General features: G+C 69.3%; 15 protein-coding genes and 1 pseudogene. 9 read left to right on the top strand and 7 right to left on the bottom strand.

Annotated features, from left to right (window positions below; translation table 11 throughout):
• Positions 1-7: 7 nt before the first annotated feature.
• Complete coding sequence (locus tag ACFVWL_RS18315; RefSeq protein WP_387185928.1) at positions 8-880, bottom strand: PHP domain-containing protein; 873 nt, start codon at positions 878-880, stop codon at positions 8-10.
• A 100-nt stretch (positions 881-980) separates the two neighbouring features.
• Here ACFVWL_RS18315 and ACFVWL_RS18310 point away from each other — a divergent pair, with 100 nt between their 5' ends.
• Positions 981-2,003: an endonuclease/exonuclease/phosphatase family protein gene (locus ACFVWL_RS18310; RefSeq protein WP_387185925.1), complete on the top strand. Its 1,023-nt coding sequence runs from the start codon at positions 981-983 to the stop codon at positions 2,001-2,003.
• Positions 2,004-2,039: 36 nt separating this feature from the next.
• On the top strand, positions 2,040-3,461 hold the full coding sequence (locus ACFVWL_RS18305; RefSeq protein ID WP_387185923.1) for an aminopeptidase P family protein: 1,422 nt from the start codon (positions 2,040-2,042) through the stop codon (positions 3,459-3,461).
• 49 nt (positions 3,462-3,510) lie between these two features.
• Here ACFVWL_RS18305 and ACFVWL_RS18300 read toward each other — a convergent pair whose 3' ends face one another.
• Both ACFVWL_RS18300 and ACFVWL_RS18295 read right to left on the bottom strand, forming a co-directional pair.
• On the bottom strand, positions 3,511-4,173 hold the full coding sequence (locus ACFVWL_RS18300) for an alpha/beta family hydrolase (protein ID WP_387185920.1): 663 nt from the start codon (positions 4,171-4,173) through the stop codon (positions 3,511-3,513).
• Positions 4,174-4,198: 25 nt separating this feature from the next.
• Positions 4,199-4,891: a general stress protein gene (locus ACFVWL_RS18295; RefSeq protein ID WP_387185917.1), complete on the bottom strand. Its 693-nt coding sequence runs from the start codon at positions 4,889-4,891 to the stop codon at positions 4,199-4,201.
• Between the two features lie 85 nt (positions 4,892-4,976).
• Here ACFVWL_RS18295 and ACFVWL_RS18290 point away from each other — a divergent pair, with 85 nt between their 5' ends.
• From ACFVWL_RS18290 to ACFVWL_RS18275, 4 genes are read left to right on the top strand one after another with little or no spacing between them, the layout of a single operon-like run.
• A complete protein-coding gene (locus ACFVWL_RS18290) occupies positions 4,977-6,245 on the top strand; it encodes a magnesium transporter MgtE N-terminal domain-containing protein (protein WP_387185915.1) in 1,269 nt (422 codons plus the stop codon).
• On the top strand, positions 6,245-6,757 hold the full coding sequence (locus tag ACFVWL_RS18285; RefSeq protein WP_387185912.1) for a DUF1003 domain-containing protein: 513 nt from the start codon (positions 6,245-6,247) through the stop codon (positions 6,755-6,757). Before ACFVWL_RS18290 ends, ACFVWL_RS18285 begins: the two co-directional genes overlap by 1 nt.
• Positions 6,754-7,875, top strand: coding sequence for an Mrp/NBP35 family ATP-binding protein (locus ACFVWL_RS18280; RefSeq protein WP_387185910.1), 1,122 nt, complete (start codon positions 6,754-6,756; stop codon positions 7,873-7,875). Before ACFVWL_RS18285 ends, ACFVWL_RS18280 begins: the two co-directional genes overlap by 4 nt.
• A gap of 19 nt (positions 7,876-7,894) precedes the next feature.
• Positions 7,895-8,389, top strand: a complete 495-nt coding sequence (locus ACFVWL_RS18275; RefSeq protein ID WP_387185907.1) for a YcxB family protein — start codon at positions 7,895-7,897, stop codon at positions 8,387-8,389.
• A gap of 39 nt (positions 8,390-8,428) precedes the next feature.
• On the opposite strand, the gene ACFVWL_RS18270 is transcribed toward ACFVWL_RS18275, so the two are convergent.
• Entirely contained in the window at positions 8,429-8,830 is a 402-nt protein-coding gene (locus ACFVWL_RS18270; protein WP_387185904.1) for a twin-arginine translocase TatA/TatE family subunit, read from the bottom strand.
• Between the two features lie 90 nt (positions 8,831-8,920).
• Here ACFVWL_RS18270 and ACFVWL_RS18265 point away from each other — a divergent pair, with 90 nt between their 5' ends.
• On the top strand, positions 8,921-9,559 hold the full coding sequence (locus ACFVWL_RS18265; protein WP_387185901.1) for an O-methyltransferase: 639 nt from the start codon (positions 8,921-8,923) through the stop codon (positions 9,557-9,559).
• Between the two features lie 102 nt (positions 9,560-9,661).
• Here the strand turns inward: ACFVWL_RS18265 and ACFVWL_RS18260 are convergent, their stop codons facing one another.
• The 3 genes from ACFVWL_RS18260 to dapE all read right to left on the bottom strand — a co-directional run bounded on the left by ACFVWL_RS18260 (position 9,662) and on the right by dapE (position 12,202).
• Positions 9,662-9,835: a DUF3117 domain-containing protein gene (locus tag ACFVWL_RS18260; protein ID WP_017203323.1), complete on the bottom strand. Its 174-nt coding sequence runs from the start codon at positions 9,833-9,835 to the stop codon at positions 9,662-9,664.
• A gap of 94 nt (positions 9,836-9,929) precedes the next feature.
• Positions 9,930-11,147 carry a hypothetical protein gene (locus tag ACFVWL_RS18255; RefSeq protein ID WP_387185897.1) on the bottom strand — a complete coding sequence of 406 codons (1,218 nt, stop codon included), beginning with the start codon at positions 11,145-11,147 and terminating at the stop codon, positions 9,930-9,932.
• On the bottom strand, positions 11,129-12,202 hold the full coding sequence (dapE, locus tag ACFVWL_RS18250; protein WP_387185894.1) for a succinyl-diaminopimelate desuccinylase: 1,074 nt from the start codon (positions 12,200-12,202) through the stop codon (positions 11,129-11,131). The genes ACFVWL_RS18255 and dapE overlap by 19 nt, the downstream gene beginning before the upstream one ends.
• Before the next feature lie 65 nt (positions 12,203-12,267).
• Between dapE and dapD the strand changes: the two genes are divergently transcribed.
• A complete protein-coding gene (gene dapD, locus ACFVWL_RS18245) occupies positions 12,268-13,215 on the top strand; it encodes a 2,3,4,5-tetrahydropyridine-2,6-dicarboxylate N-succinyltransferase (protein WP_387185891.1) in 948 nt (315 codons plus the stop codon).
• Positions 13,216-13,511: 296 nt separating this feature from the next.
• Positions 13,512-14,891 (top strand): annotated as a pseudogene (locus tag ACFVWL_RS18240) (DEAD/DEAH box helicase); the annotation flags it as partial.
• Positions 14,892-15,059: the final 168 nt, after the last annotated feature.

Here is a 15,059-nt window from a genome sequence, read left to right as displayed (position 1 = left end):
TCGAGGGTCAGGGAAAACGCGGGACTGTGCCGGTGCCGCGTGCTATGAGCCTGGCGACCATCTCCTCGGCGGTGGTGTTCTCGCCCGGACGGTTCGGCTTGCCGGTGCCGTGGTAATCGCTCGACCCGGTGACGATGAGGTCGTGCTTCGCCGCGATCTCGCGCAGCATCCGCTTGCCCGCCTCGGTGTTCTCGCGGTGATCGATCTCGAACCCGCCGAGGCCCGCCGCGATGAGTCGCTCGATGAACGGCACGGGCATCATGCGGTCGCGTCCCGCTGTCACAGGGTGCGCGATGATGGCCACTCCCCCCGCCTCCGTGATCAGGCGCACCGCGGTCAGCGGATCAGGCGCGTAGTGCGGCTCGTAGTATCCCTCCCGCGGGTGCAGGATGCCGTCGAACGCCTCGGTCCGATCCCGCACGATTCCCCGTGCCACGAGGGCGTCGGCGATGTGCGGGCGCCCGACCGTCGCGTCGAGCGTCGTCTGCGCCACCACGTCGTCCCATTGGAGGTCGTAATCGCGCCCGATGTTCCGGACGATCCGCTCGGCGCGGCCGATCCTGTCCCCACGGATGCGATCGGTCTCCGCGCGCAGCGCCTCATCGGCCGGATCGAAGAGGTAGCCGAGCACGTGCACGCTGCGCCACTCGTGCTTCGCCGAGAGTTCCATCCCCGGGATGAAGGTCATCCCGAGCGCGACGGCGGCGTCTCCCGCCTCGGCCCATCCGGTCGAGCGGTCATGGTCCGTCAGGGCGAGCGTGCGCACCCCGTGGGCGTGCGCCTGTGTCACCACCTCGGCGGGGGACTCCGTGCCGTCGGAGTGGTTCGAGTGCAGGTGCAGGTCGGCAGGACCGGCGAACTCGTGGGACGAAGTGGCCATCCTCCGAGCGTACCGAGCACCGCCCCGGGCAGACGCGGAGGCGCACGGAACCGGATGTCGAGGCAGGGACTTCACAGGCGGCGCTCCTAGGCTGGAGGGGATGTTTCGTCTCCTGGGGATCCTCTTCACCGTGCTGCTCGCGATCGCGACGGCGGTCGTGGTGTGGCCGCAGTTCTTCCGCCTCGAGCAGACCTATCCGTTCGCGCAGCTCGTGTCGGTGCGAGGTCTCGTGCTCGGCGGATTCCTCGTCGTCGCAGTGCTCGCGCTCCTGCTGCTGTTCGCCCGTCCGCTGCGGGGTTTCGCCGCCTCGGTCTTGATCGTGGCGTTGCTCGGCGCCGGCGCGACCGCGGCCATCGGCGCCACTCGCGGCTTCGGCGCATCCACCCTTCCGGACAAGACCGAGGGCAGCGTCCGCGTTCTCACCTGGAACACGGCGGGCGAGGCCGTGTCCGCAGAGGCGATCGCACAGCAGATCCTCGCTCAGGGAGCCGACATCGTCGCCCTTCCCGAGACGACGGAGGCCGTCGGCGAGCGCATCGCGATCATGCTGCGCGAACAGGGGCATCCGATGTGGGTGCACCACGTGCAGTTCCGCCCCGATGTGCAGGACGGGCCGCAGTCCTGGCAGACCACGGTCCTGGTCGCCCCCGACCTCGGCGAGTATTCCGTGATCGAGTCGGCGAAGGACGGCACGAGCAACACCGGCTCGGTGCCCAGCGTTGTGCTCATGCCGATCGACGGATCCGGCCCCACCATCGTCGCCGTGCACGCGGTCGCCCCGCGCATGGAGGAGATGCAGCAGTGGCGCAGCGACCTGCAGTGGATCGCCGATCAGTGTCCCCAGGGCGACTTCATCCTGGCCGGAGACTTCAACGCGACGATCGACCACATGGCCCCGCTCGGGGTGGAGGGCGGTGACATCGGCTACTGCCGCGACGCGGCTTCCCGCACCGGCAACGGAATCACCGGCACCTGGCCGAGTTCGCTGCCCGTACTCGCCGGCGCCCCGATCGATCATGTGATGGCATCGCAGAACTGGTCTCCCACCGGGTCCGTCGTGCTCGATGACGCCGGTGGGAGCGACCACCGGGCCCTGGTCGTGCAGCTCGAGCCCGCCGGCTGACTCCCGCACCCGCCCGCCAGGTGACAGACTGGAGGGATGAGCACAGGAGAGCGCGACACGATCGCAGAACCCACCGTCGAAGCGTCTGTCGAGAACGGCACCACGAACCGCAAGCAGCCCTTCCCCCAGGGCTTCCTCGACACCATCTCCGCCGGCTGGGCCGAGCGTCCGGAGACGCTCCCCGCCCCGCGCGCGCAAGCGTCGTACGCGGCGGTGCGTCGCGCAGCCGTCTCCGCGGCCTTCCCCGGCAAGCGTCTCGTGATCCCCGCCGGCTCGCTCAAGCAGCGCAGCAACGACACCGACTATGTCTTCCGCGCGCACTCCGCCTTCGCGCATCTCACCGGATGGGCATCGGATGCCGAGCCCGACTCGGTCCTGGTCTTCGCGCCGACCGAGGGTGGTCACGACATCACGCTCTTCTTCCGCGAGCGCGCCGACCGCACGACGACCGAGTTCTACGCCGATGCCACGGTCGGAGAGTTCTGGATCGGTCCGCGCCCCTCCCTGGCAGGTGTCGCGGCCGACCTCGAGATCGCGACCGCGCACCTGGACGAGCTCGAGGCCGTCGAGGGCGAGCTCGTGCTCGACGACGATGAGGCGCTCACCCGTTTCGTGTCCGAGCTGCGCCTGATCAAGGACGAGTTCGAGATCGCCGAGATGCGCCGCGCCGTCGAGATCACGGCGAACGGCTTCGACGACATCATCCGCGAGCTTCCCGCTGCAACGGCTCACGCACGCGGCGAGCGCGTCGTGGAGGGCGTCTTCCACCGGCGCGCACGCGAAGACGGCAACGGCGAGGGCTACGACACGATCGCCGCCTCCGGCCCGCACGCCTGCTACCTGCACTGGACCCGCAACGACGGCACCGTGGTCCCCGGCGACCTGATCCTGGTGGACGCGGGCGTCGAGGCCGACAGCCTGTACACCGCCGACATCACCCGCACTCTCCCCGTCTCGGGCACGTTCACCGACGTGCAGAGACGCGTCTACGAGACGGTGCGCGAGGCCGCGGATGCCGCGTTCGCCGCCGCCCGGATCGGCGTGCGCTTCCGCGACGTGCACGGCGCTGCCATGAAGGTGATCGCCGAGCGCACGGCCGAGTGGGGTCTGCTGCCCGTCACGGCCGAAGAGGCGTTGGACGCCGACAAGGGCGGCCAGCACCGTCGGTACATGGTGCACGGCACCTCGCACCACCTCGGCATCGACGTGCACGATTGCGCCCAGGCCCGGCGCGAGATGTACTACGACGGAATTCTCGCACCGGGGATGGTCTTCACGATCGAGCCCGGACTGTACTTCCAGATCGACGACCTCACCGTTCCGGCAGAGCTCCGCGGCATCGGCGTGCGCATCGAGGACGACATCGTGATGACCGAGGACGGCCCCGTGAACCTCTCGGCCGGAATTCCCCGTACGGCCGACGAGGTCGAGGCGTGGATCGCGCGACTGCAGCGCTGACCCCCTGCTGACCGATGCGGACCTGTTGAAGCTCGTCGCCTGACCGGTCTCAGCCGGTTGCGCCGCCGAGGACGAACTCCGCCACCACGGAGGCGAGCGAGGCCCCGATCTGCTCGGCGGGGAGCCTGCGTCCCTTCACTTCGAAGGTGTGTCCGCCGCCCTCGACCCAGACGATGCGCGCATCCTGGCAGATCGCGACCGCCTCTTCGAACTGGGTGAGCGGCTGGATGAAGGGATCGTTGGTCCCCTCCACGAAGAGCTGGGGCACGGTGATACCCGGCAGGTGTTCGATGCGCGGCTTCTCCGGCCTTCCGGGCGGATGCAGCGGGTAGCCGAGATAGGCGAGTCCGTCGACGCGCAACCCCTCGGCGACCGCCATCGAGGCCATGCGCCCGCCGTACGACTTCCCCGTCGCCCATACGCTCGCCGAGGGATCGGAATCGCGCGCGAAGCCCACGACGGCGTTCCACGTGGCGATCGCGTGTGCGGCGGGCCCCGGCATCCGTCGCCCCTGCTCCACATAGGGGAAGTTGAAACGCAGAGTCGAGAAGCCATGCGCGCGGAGAGCATCGACATAGCCCGTGAGGAACGGGTGGTCCTTGCCGGTGCCGGCGCCGTGCGCGACGATCACCGTCGCTGCGTTGTCACCGGGAGTCCAGTCGGCGGACACCGCGGTGGGTCCGGTCGGCAGCGCGACCTGGATCTCGGCCATCAGACAGCGAAGGCCGGAGTCGCCGTCATGCGCGTTCGCCCTGGATGCCTTCGGCGCCCGGGGAGGTCTTCGGCTCGGGGTGCGGCTCAGGTGCCGGCTCCGCGACGGGCTCCGAGACCGGGTCGGCCGGGCGCGGCGGGATCACAGGCTCCTCGGGAGCCGGGGCGGGGTCGGGAGCGGTCGCACCGGGCGTGATCCGCTCGCCGTACCGCGGCGGCTCGTCGAGGTTGACCGGAGGCCGCACCGGCGCCACCTTGTCGGCTCCGAGCACCTGGCGAGCCTTGCCCAGCGAGGAGGACAGGACCGTGACCTCGTAGTGGTCGGCGGCGAACTGCGTGACGCTGGCGAAGTCGCGCCGACGGCGGACGATCGCATAGGTGACGAGGCTCAGGATCATCCCGACGGCGACGCCGATGAAGACGAAGCCGACGAACAGCTGGATCGGCACCTCGGGATTGCCGAGCACGAGGATCGCACCGAGGAACAGCCCGATCAGCACGCCGTTGATCGCCCCGGAGCGCGCGGCGGAGGCGTAACCGAGCTTGCCGGTCACGCGTTCGACCGTGCGCACGCTCTGCCCGACGATGGCGATGTCGCGCGCCGGCACCTCCCCGGCGATCAGCTTCGAGACCGTCTTCTGCGCGCTCTCGTAGTCGCGCATCGACGCGACGATCTCGCCGGTGTCTGTGCCGCTCGCGGGCCGGTTCAACATGCTCATCCGGCTATTCTTCCACGCGCACCGTCGCACGGCCCGAGGCGCGACCGTCCCGCCGGAGACCCGAGCCGCCGACTACTCTGGAGAAGTGAGCACACAACGGGTTTTCGCCGCGCGCCTTGCCGGGTGCGCCGTCTTCGATCCCGTCGGCGACCGGCTCGGCAAGGTCCGGGATGTCGTCGTCGTGTATCGAAGTACCGCGGCGCCCCGCGTGATCGGTCTGGTCGTGGAGATCCCGGGTCGACGACACGTGTTCCTCTCGATCGGACGTGTCACCTCGATCCGCTCCGGTCAGGTCATCACCACGGGTCTCATCAACGTGAGACGGTTCTCTCCCCGCGCCGGCGAGGTGCGTGTCCTCGCCGAGATGCTGGGACGACGCGTGAGCTTCGTCGACGGCAGCGGGACCGCGGTGATCGAAGACATCGCGATCGAGCCGAACCGCCTCGGCGAATGGGCGATCAGCCAGCTGTTCCTCCGGCGTCCGAAAACCAGCGCGTCGCCGTTCGCGAAGGGGCCGACGACGTTCGCGGCGTGGAGCGAGGTCGCGGAGCAGCGCGCACCGGGCGAGTCGCAGTCGGCCGAGCAGCTCGTGGCCTCGTACTCGGAACTGCACGCGGCCGACCTCGCCAACACGCTCCTCGATCTTCCGCAGCAGCGCATGATCGAGGTCGCCGAGGAGCTGTCGGACGATCGCCTCGCGGATGCCCTCGAAGAGATGCCCGAAGACGAGCAGGTGCACATCCTCGACCGCCTGGGAGACGAGCGCGCCGCCGACATCCTCGACCAGATGGAACCGGACGACGCGGCCGACCTTCTCGCCCAGCTGGCCCCGGACCGTCTGGAGCAGCTGCTCGAGCTCATGGAGCCGGAGGAGGCCGAAGACGTCAGGATGCTGCTGCGCTACGGCCCGGACACCGCCGGCGGTCTGATGACGCCTGAGCCGATCATCCTGTCTGCCGACGCCACCGTGGCCGAAGCGCTGGCCCTGATCCGCCGTCACGAGCTTCATCCGGCACTGGCCGCGGCTGTGTTCGTGACGCTTCCGCCGTTCGAGACGCCCACCGGTCGCCTGCTCGGGCTCGTGCACTTCCAGCGGATGCTGCGCTACCCGCCACACGAGCGCCTCGGAGCGATCCTCGACGACAGCCTCGAGCCCGTTCCCGTCACGGCGTCCGCTGCCGAGGTCGCACGACTCCTGGCGAGCTACGACCTGGTGTCGCTCCCGGTGATCGACGCGGCACACCGGCTCGTCGGAGCGATCAGCATCGACGACGTGCTCGACTACCTCCTGCCCGACGACTGGCGCTCGCATGACAGCGAAGACACCGCGACGCCGACGAAGGAGGTGCGCTGATGCCCCGCGCGCCCCGCCTCGACGCACCGGGCCGCACCACGACTCGGCCCAGGGCGACCTCCCGTGACCGCTTCGGGCGCTTCACGGAGTGGGTGGCTCGAGCGATGGGAACACCCGCGTTCCTGGTGATCCTCAGCTTGTTCTGTGTGGTCTGGATCGTCTGGAACACCCTGATGCCCGATGAGCTGCGCTTCGACGACGCCGCCCTCGGGTTCACGGCGCTGACGCTCATGCTCTCCCTCCAGGCCTCCTACGCCGCACCGCTCATCCTGCTCGCGCAGAACCGCCAGGACGACCGCGACCGGGTGCAGATCGAGCAGGACAGGCAACGAGCCGAGCGCAACCTCGCCGACACCGAGTACCTCGCCCGCGAGATCGTGGCGCTGCGGATGTCGCTCGAGGAGCGCAACTCCCAGGCCGTCACACGCGACGTGCTCCGCCAGGAGCTCAAGGCCCTTCTCGCCGAGCTCGAAGACGCGCCGGAGAAGCCCCGACCGAGCGCCGCATCGTGACCGAGGCGGAACGCGTCCGGTCGGCCGTCGCCGCTGTCACGGATCCCGAGCTCCGCCGTCCCATCGGCGAGCTCGACATGGTCCGCGAGATCTCCGTCGACGGCGACCGCGCCCGCGTCGGCATCGTCCTGACGATCGTCGGGTGCCCGGCGGCAGCGAGGATCGAGACGGATGTCCGCAACGCTGCGGCTTCCGTTCCCGGCATCGTCGAGGTCGAGGTCGAGGTCGGGGTGATGACGCCCACCGAGCGCAAGGCGCTCACCGAGAAGCTCCGTGCCGGCCGACCGGCACGGCACATGCCGTTCGGCCCCGACTCGCTCACCCGTGTGATCCTCGTCTCCAGCGGCAAGGGCGGCGTGGGCAAGTCGACGGTCACGGCGAATCTCGCCGTCGCCCTCGCGGATCAGGGGCTCTCCGTCGGGCTCGTCGACGCCGACGTCCATGGGTTCTCGATTCCCGGCCTCCTCGGCATCCCGGCGGGCACACAGCCGACGCGCATCGACGACCTGATGCTCCCCCCGGTCTCGCACGGCGTGAAGACGATCTCGATCGGGATGTTCCTCCGCGACGGCGAGTCCGTCGTGGCCTGGCGCGGACCGATGCTGCACCGCACCGTGTCGCAGTTCCTCACCGACGTCTTCTTCGGCGACCTCGATGTGCTTCTGATCGACATGCCTCCGGGAACGGGAGACATCGCCATCTCGATCGGCCAGCTCCTCCCCCATGCAGAAGTGCTCGTCGTCACCACCCCGCAGACGGCCGCAGCTGAGGTCGCGATCCGCAGCGGCCTGGTCGCGCGCCAGACGGGTCAGCGCGTGATCGGCGTCATCGAGAACATGGCGGCCTACACCCTGCCGGATGGAACGGTCATCGATCTGTTCGGCTCCGGTGGGGGCGCAGCCGTCGCCGACGCCCTCTCCGAACCCGGCGCGATGGTCCCCCTGCTCGCCTCGATCCCCCTGAGCCCGGCTCTACGCGAAGGCGGAGACGCGGGTGAGCCGATCGTCGCCGGCGAGACGACCGACGCCGCAGCCACCACCATCCGCGACCTGGCGAGCACCCTCGCACGGCAGGGCCGGGGTCTCTCCGGCCGATCCCTGCCGATGTCGATCGGCTGAGCCGTGGGAGGATGAACCGGTGCCCCCACGCTCCTTGACCGTCGATGAGAGTCTGCTGCGACGGATGGCGCGGGATGCGGCGATCTACTCGCTGACCCGTCCCGCGGCACTCGTCATGTGGGTCGCCCTCGCCGGGGCTCTCGTGTTCAGTGTGCTCAATCTCAGCATCCCCGTCGCACCCGGCGAAGAGGGTCCGTTCGGGGCGGGCTGGATGCCGGTGATCATCGTCGCGCTCGCGGGGTTCGCCATCTTCATGTCGGTGTCCGGCGCGCGCACCGCCGTCCGGATCGCGATGCCCGTCGAGACGGTGGTGTGGGTCTCGCTCGAGGACGACCGGCTGCAGATGGGCAGTGGCCGTCGCCGCTCAGACATCGCCTACACCACGTTCCAGAGGATGCATGTGGGCAAGGACGCCGTGCTGCTGAAGCTGCGCGATTCCTCGGTCGCCACCGCGATTCCTCGCGCCCTCCTCATGGACGACGACATCGCCACCCTCCGCTCCAAGATCTCCTAGAGCTCGAGCGACGGCGCCCAGGACCGCGGACCGCCGGGGTCAGGTGGCTTCGGGATCGAACGGCGGGCGGTTGGTCGCGCTGAACTCCTGCGGAGCGACGCGGGTGGCTGTGAGCGGCCCGGCGACCGGCGCGGCGACCGGCTCCGCGATGGTCTCACGTGCCTGCAGCGGGGTCGCCGGCTGGGGCTCCTCCATCAGGGCATCGCGGATGATCCGCCGCGGGTCGTACTGCCGCGGGTCGAGCTTGCGCCAGTCGACGTCGTCGATCTCCGGCCCCATCTCCTCGCGCACCCTCGACTTGGTCGCGCGAAGGTACTCGCCGGCCTTGCGGACCATGCGCGAGAAGCTCTCCGCCGCCCGCGGGAGACGTTCGGGACCGATGATCAGGACCGCGATGAGGCCGATCAGCAGCAGCTTCTCGAAGGTGAGCCCGAACGTCATCTCTACAGGCTACCGCCGCGCCTGCGGTCCCCGCACTCACGGACCGAATACTCTGGAAGGGATCACCGGGCAGGCAGGGAGAAACAGGCCATGAGCGAGCATGACGCGAACGCGCGTTTTCTGCGCGAGTCCATCGTGGAACCCGACGCCATCACCCGCGCCCGCGCGCATGCGGTCGAACTGGGAGCGATGCCGATCAGCGCGGCCGTCGGCTCGCAGATCGCTGTGCTCGCCGCGGCGACCGGCGCCCGTTCCATCGTCGAGATCGGCACCGGTGCCGGTGTTTCCGGACTCTGGTTGCTGCGTGGCGCACCCCAGGCCGTGCTCACGTCCATCGACAACGAGCCGGAACACCTCGCCGCCGCACGGCAGGCCTTCTCCGATGCGAAGATCCCCTCCACCAGGGCTCGCTTCATCACCGGGCGAGCGATCGATGTGCTCCCCCGCATGAACGAGAACTCCTACGACATCGTGCTGGTCGACGCCGATCCGGAGCACGTCATCGAATACGTCGAGCACGGTCTGCGTCTCGCCCGCACCGGCGGACTCGTCCTCGTGCCGCGGGTCCTCGCGGGTGGCCGCGTCGCCGACCCCGTGCAGCGCGACGAGATCACCTCCGCGTATCGATCCCTCGTGCAGGAGACACAGGAATCGTCGGCCGTCCTGGCCACGCTCTCCCCCGCCGGCGAGGGTCTGCTGCAGCTGATCAGCCTCGCAGAACGCGACTGACCGCGAAAATACCGGAACTGCAGGCACCGAGCGCGACGAAAAGGGCGGTGGATCCGAGGATCCACCGCCCTTTCGGATCCGCTGACGCGGACCCCAGGTCGATCAGGCCGGTGCCACGACGGCGGCAAGCACGTCGTGAAGCTCCTTGGCCTCGGCGTCGTTCACGGAGACGACCAGGCGGCCGCCGCCTTCGAGCGGAACGCGCACGATGATGAGTCGTCCTTCTTTCACGGCCTCCATGGGTCCGTCTCCGGTCCTCGGCTTCATCGCTGCCATCGTGGCTCCCTTTCCTCCGGTGGTATGGGATGAGTTTATCGGGTGTCACCGGGACCTGGAGGTCACGGAGCAACAATTGGGTCGAGGTTCCCGATCACGGCACCTGCCAGAACGTGCTTCCGAGGGCATACACGTGGTAGATCCAGAACCATTGCCCGACGAGACACGCGGTCAGGATTCCGATGCGCCAGAGCCGGGATCGCGGTACGGCGACCGCGCCCCAGAGGGGGCTGAGGGGCAGGAGCAGGCGGAAGGTGCTCGACTGGGGGAAGAAGACGGCGAGCAGATACAGCAGGTAACTCGCGCTCCACAGGCGCAGATCCGCGCCGACCGCACGCACCTGGGGCGAGAAGAGAAGGGCTGCGGATACGCCCGCGACCAGCAGTGCCAAGACGAGGGGCCCGCACCACTGCGGCATCCCCCACAGCGCGAACCAGAACTGTGATGCCTGGATCCACCCCTCGAACGGGATGAAGCCCTCGACCCCGCCGGTGATCCAGTGCTGTCGCCACGCGAGTTCGGTCGCGAGGTACGCACCGGGATCCCCGGTCACGATGCCCGCGATCGTCTGCCAGGCGAAACCCGACACGGTAGCGAGGGCGCCGAGCGCAAGGATGTGCGCGATCTCCCGACCTGCGAGCGGATCCTGTCGGCGCCGGAACCAGCGCAGCAGACCGTGGAGACCGAGATAGAGCGCGAAGGCGAGGATTCCGGGGCGTGTGAAGGCCATCACCGGGATGAGGATGTACAGCCAGGCGTATCTCCTGCGCACCGTGGCATCCAGAGCCAGGAAGAGCAGCAGCAGGAACAGGGTCTCGGCGTATCCGACCTGGAACATCGCCGCGATCGGACCTGCGGCGAAGAACACCACGGCCCACATCGCCCCAGAGTTCCCGACGCGATCACGGAGCAGCCGATGAAGCGCGAGACAGGCCAGGTATCCCGCGACCAGCGAGAGCGGGAGAGCACCGGCACCCCAGGAGCCGAGCAGCAAGCCGATCCCCTTCGCCGCATATGCGAACACCGGCATGAAGGCCCAGGCGTTTTCGGCGACGTCACCCGATTCCGTGAGAGGCAACTCCGTCGGGTATCCGTTCTCAGCCACCAGCCAGTACCACTGCGCATCCCAGCCGAGGATGAAATCGATGAGCCCGGCCCCCGCACCGAACCGCGAGAACGATGTCGACAACGACGCGGCGATGATGAGGAACGCCGTCGTGACGACCCGCGCGACGAGATAGATGACGGCCACGCGCAGCGCGACCGGTGTCTTCGCCCAACGGCGCGCTGTGCTCAGTGCGAGGTGAGCCATGCGCGCAGGCCCCGCTCCACGGCGTCGATCTGCCCGAGGGGCACGCGCTCCTCGTCGTGGTGGGCCAGATGCGGGTCGCCGGGGCCGTAGTTCACGGCGGGGATCCCCAGCGCGGAGAACCGGGCGACGTCGGTCCAGCCGTACTTCGGACGCGGCTCCGCACCGACGGCCGCGACGAACTGCCTCGCGATCTCGGCATCGAGTCCCGGGCGTGCGCCCTCGGCGGCGTCGGTGATCTCGACGTCGAAGCCCGCGAGGACACCGCGGAGGTGGGCCTCGGCGTCGGCCGCCGACGTGCTCGGCGCGAACCGATAGTTGACTTCCACCTCGCAGGCATCGGGGATGACGTTCCCCGCGACGCCGCCCGCGATGCGCACGGCGCTCAGACTCTCGCGGTACAGCAGCCCCTCGACCAGTACCTCCTTCGCCCGGTACTCCGCCAGACGGCTGAGGATGGGCGCGGCGCGGTGGATCGCGTTCTCGCCGATCCAGGCGCGCGCACTGTGTGCGCGCACGCCGGTGGTGCGCACGATCGCTCGGAGCGTGCCGTTGCATCCGCCCTCGACCTCGCCGTTGGACGGTTCGCCGAGGATCGCGAAGTCCGCCTCGAAGAGGTCGGGACGCACGGCGGCGAGCAGTCCGAGGCCGTTCTTCGACGCCTCGATCTCCTCGTTGTCGTACCACATCCACGTGATGTCGATCGCGGGGTCTGTGAGCTCGGCCGCGAGTTTCAGCTGCACCGCGGTGCCCGCCTTCATGTCGACGGTTCCGCGTCCCCAGAGGTAAGGGACCCCGTCGATCTCGATGTCCCGGGTCGGCAGGTTCGCATTGATCGGCACGGTGTCGATGTGACCGGCGATCGCCACTCGCTGTGCGCGGCCGCGATCGGTACGAGCCACGATCGTGTTCCCGTGACGGAAGACGTCGAGGTGCTCCAGCGGTGCGACCGCGGCCTCGATCGCATCGGCCAGCGTCTTCTCATCGCCGGAGACGCTCGGGATGTCGCAGATCGCACGGGTGAGGTCGACGGAGGACGAGGTCAGATCGAGCACCATGGGACAAGACTACTTACCCCGTCATGAGTGACGTCGCCACATCTCGGGCGCGATAGCGTGGAGGGATGAGCGACGCACGCACGGTATGGGGTATCGGACTGACCACGATCGCCGGGGACGGCACCGTCCTCGATGCGTGGTACCCCGAGGTGCGCACCGGGGCGGCGTCCGCCGACGAGGCCGCAGTGACCGCCCTCGAGCCCCACGTCGGGCGGGACGAGCGACGCGAGGTGACGATCGAGGTGGTGCAGCTGCAGATCGATCTCGACGCGGCACCGGCTTCCACCGCCGACGCCTACCTGCGCCTGCACGCGCTCTCCCACCTCGTGGTGCGGCCGAACGAGCTCAACCTCGACGGCATCTTCGGGAACCTCCCCAACGTCGCCTGGACCAATGCGGGACCCGTCCTCCCCGCGGACGCCGCCCGTCTACGTCCGCTCCTCCAGCGCGCCGGCATCCAGGTGCAGGGGCTCGACAAGTTCCCCCGCCTGACCGACTACGTTCAGCCTTCCGGCGTCCGCATCGCCGACGCCTCGCGTGTGCGTCTGGGCGCATACCTCTCCCCCGGCACGACCGTGATGCACGAGGGATTCGTCAACTTCAACGCCGGGACGCTGGGCGCATCGATGGTAGAGGGCCGTATCTCGCAGGGCGTCGTCGTCGGCGACGGCAGCGACATCGGCGGAGGATCTTCCATCATGGGCACCCTCTCGGGAGGGGGAACGCATCGCGTGTCGATCGGCGCCCGCTCCCTGCTCGGCGCGAACGCGGGTATCGGCATCTCGCTCGGCGACGACTGCGTCGTCGAAGCGGGCCTCTACGTCACGGCCGGCACCAAGGTCGTCCTGGTCGACGGTCCCGCGACCGCTGACGGCGGACGCACGACCGTGAAGGGCGCGGAGCTCTCCGGTCAGGACGGACTGCTCTTCCGTCGCAACTCGCTCAGCGGTGCGGTCGAGGCCGTGCGTCGCGCCGGCGTGGGAGTGACGCTGAACGAGGCTCTGCACGCCTGAGAACAGGATCAGAACGTCGGTGGCGCGTAGCCGCGCGGGTCGCCGACGACCCGCGCGAGAAGCGACATGCAGCTGATGGCATGTGCGCACTGGTAGACTGAGGTCGTTGCCTGCACCGCCGGTGTTGCAACATCGTCGTCGTCACGGGGTCTCCGAGGACCGAAGCGAGCGGAACTGCTCCCACCACCAGCTATAGCTGGCCTTTCGAACGGCGAACCGATGCGCAATTCCTGCGCCGTCGCCCACCTCACCCCTTATCTCGCGCCGTTCACTCGTGCGCTGACGGAGTTTTCTGCATGTCTACTTTCCTTGAACTCGGCGTTCCCGCCGAGCTCGCCGCTGTTCTCGCCGATTCCGGCAAGACCGAAGCGTTCGCCATCCAGCGCGACACCCTTCCCGACTCCCTCGCCGGACGCGACCTCCTGGGTCGCGGACGCACGGGTAGCGGTAAGACCATCGCGTTCGCCCTGCCGCTCGTCGCGCGCCTCGCCGCTTCGGGCGGACAGCGCCGCGCCGGCCTCCCGCGTGGGCTCGTGCTCGCACCCACCCGTGAGCTCGCGACGCAGATCGCCGCGACCATCGCTCCTCTCGCCGAGGCCGCGGGCCTGCGCGTCACGACCGTCTTCGGCGGCGTCAGCCAGCGCCCGCAAGAGCAGGCGCTGCGCGGCGGCGTCGACATCGTCGTGGCCTGCCCCGGTCGACTCGAAGACCTCATGAAGCAGCAGGTCGTTCGCCTGAGCGCGATCGAGGTCACGGTGCTCGACGAGGCCGACCACATGGCTGACCTCGGCTTCCTCCCGGGCGTCACCCGCATTCTCACGGCAACCCCGGCCGGTGGTCAGCGCCTGCTGTTCAGCGCGACTCTGGACCGCGGCATCGACACCCTCGCCCGCCGCTTCCTCTCGAACGCGGTCAGCCACGAGGTCGATGAAGAGAGCGTGCCCGTCGGCGAGATGACGCACCGTGTCCTGGTCGTCGACTCGACCGACAACAAGACCGCCCTGGTGCGCGAGCTCGCCTCCGGCACCGGCCGTCGCATCCTCTTCACCCGCACCAAGCACCAGGCGAAGAAGCTCGCGAAGCAGCTCACCGCCGCGGGTATCCCCGCCGTCGACCTGCACGGCAACCTCTCGCAGAACGCCCGCGAACGCAACCTCGGCGCCTTCTCCGCCGCTCCCGAGGATGGCGGAGTGCGCGTGCTCGTCGCCACCGACGTCGCTGCCCGTGGCGTGCACGTCGACAACGTCGACCTCGTGGTCCACGTCGACCCGCCGGTCGAGCACAAGGCGTACCTGCACCGTTCCGGCCGCACCGCCCGTGCCGGGGCCGCAGGCACCGTCGTCACCGTCGTGCTCCCCGAGCAGCGCCGCGACGTCAAGGACCTCCTGCGCAAGGCCGCCATCTCAGCCCCGCTGGAAGATGTCACGACCGCTGCCGTCACCGCCCTTGTCCCCGAGCGGGCACCGCACGTGCGCCCGGCACCCGTGCAGGCTCCGCAGCAGCAGCGCCAGTCGTCGAAGCAGCGCCCCGCAGGCGGCGAGCGGAACAGCGCGGCCAACCCGCCGTCGCGTCGCCGTCGTCGTCCTCGCTCGGGCGCTTCCGGCGCCGGTCAGGGCGGTGGATACTCCACGCAGAGCAGCCAGTCCCGCCAGGGTGGCCGCAGCTCGCAGGGCCGCTGAGCTGACACACGACCCGCAGTTCTCTCGCATCAAGGCGCCCTCTCCGCTCGACGGAGGGGGCGCCTTCCTGCACCCGCCGGCGACGAGAGACCGAGACAACGGGGCCCGGTCGCTGTGAGTCCAGCAACATAGAAGCGCCCCACTCCGTCGAGACGGAGTGGGGCC

The organism is Microbacterium sp. NPDC058269 (assembly GCF_042881445.1).
Classification (GTDB): domain Bacteria; phylum Actinomycetota; class Actinomycetes; order Actinomycetales; family Microbacteriaceae; genus Microbacterium.
Note: the sequence above shows the minus strand (reverse complement) of the source record. Positions and strands in the feature narration are given on the sequence as shown.

Excerpts from the sequence above, each read along its gene's own strand:
- ACFVWL_RS18315 (WP_387185928.1), bottom strand. The coding sequence starts at position 880 with ATGGCCACTTCGTCCCACGAGTTCGCCGGTCCTGCCGACCTGCACCTG.
- ACFVWL_RS18310 (WP_387185925.1), top strand. The coding sequence starts at position 981 with ATGTTTCGTCTCCTGGGGATCCTCTTCACCGTGCTGCTCGCGATCGCG.
- ACFVWL_RS18305 (WP_387185923.1), top strand. The coding sequence starts at position 2,040 with ATGAGCACAGGAGAGCGCGACACGATCGCAGAACCCACCGTCGAAGCG.
- ACFVWL_RS18300 (WP_387185920.1), bottom strand. The coding sequence starts at position 4,173 with ATGGCCGAGATCCAGGTCGCGCTGCCGACCGGACCCACCGCGGTGTCC.
- ACFVWL_RS18295 (WP_387185917.1), bottom strand. The coding sequence starts at position 4,891 with ATGAGCATGTTGAACCGGCCCGCGAGCGGCACAGACACCGGCGAGATC.
- ACFVWL_RS18285 (WP_387185912.1), top strand. The coding sequence starts at position 6,245 with ATGCCCCGCGCGCCCCGCCTCGACGCACCGGGCCGCACCACGACTCGG.
- ACFVWL_RS18270 (WP_387185904.1), bottom strand. The coding sequence starts at position 8,830 with ATGACGTTCGGGCTCACCTTCGAGAAGCTGCTGCTGATCGGCCTCATC.
- ACFVWL_RS18265 (WP_387185901.1), top strand. The coding sequence starts at position 8,921 with ATGAGCGAGCATGACGCGAACGCGCGTTTTCTGCGCGAGTCCATCGTG.
- ACFVWL_RS18260 (WP_017203323.1), bottom strand. The coding sequence starts at position 9,835 with ATGGCAGCGATGAAGCCGAGGACCGGAGACGGACCCATGGAGGCCGTG.
- ACFVWL_RS18255 (WP_387185897.1), bottom strand. The coding sequence starts at position 11,147 with ATGGCTCACCTCGCACTGAGCACAGCGCGCCGTTGGGCGAAGACACCG.
- dapE (WP_387185894.1), bottom strand. The coding sequence starts at position 12,202 with ATGGTGCTCGATCTGACCTCGTCCTCCGTCGACCTCACCCGTGCGATC.
- dapD (WP_387185891.1), top strand. The coding sequence starts at position 12,268 with ATGAGCGACGCACGCACGGTATGGGGTATCGGACTGACCACGATCGCC.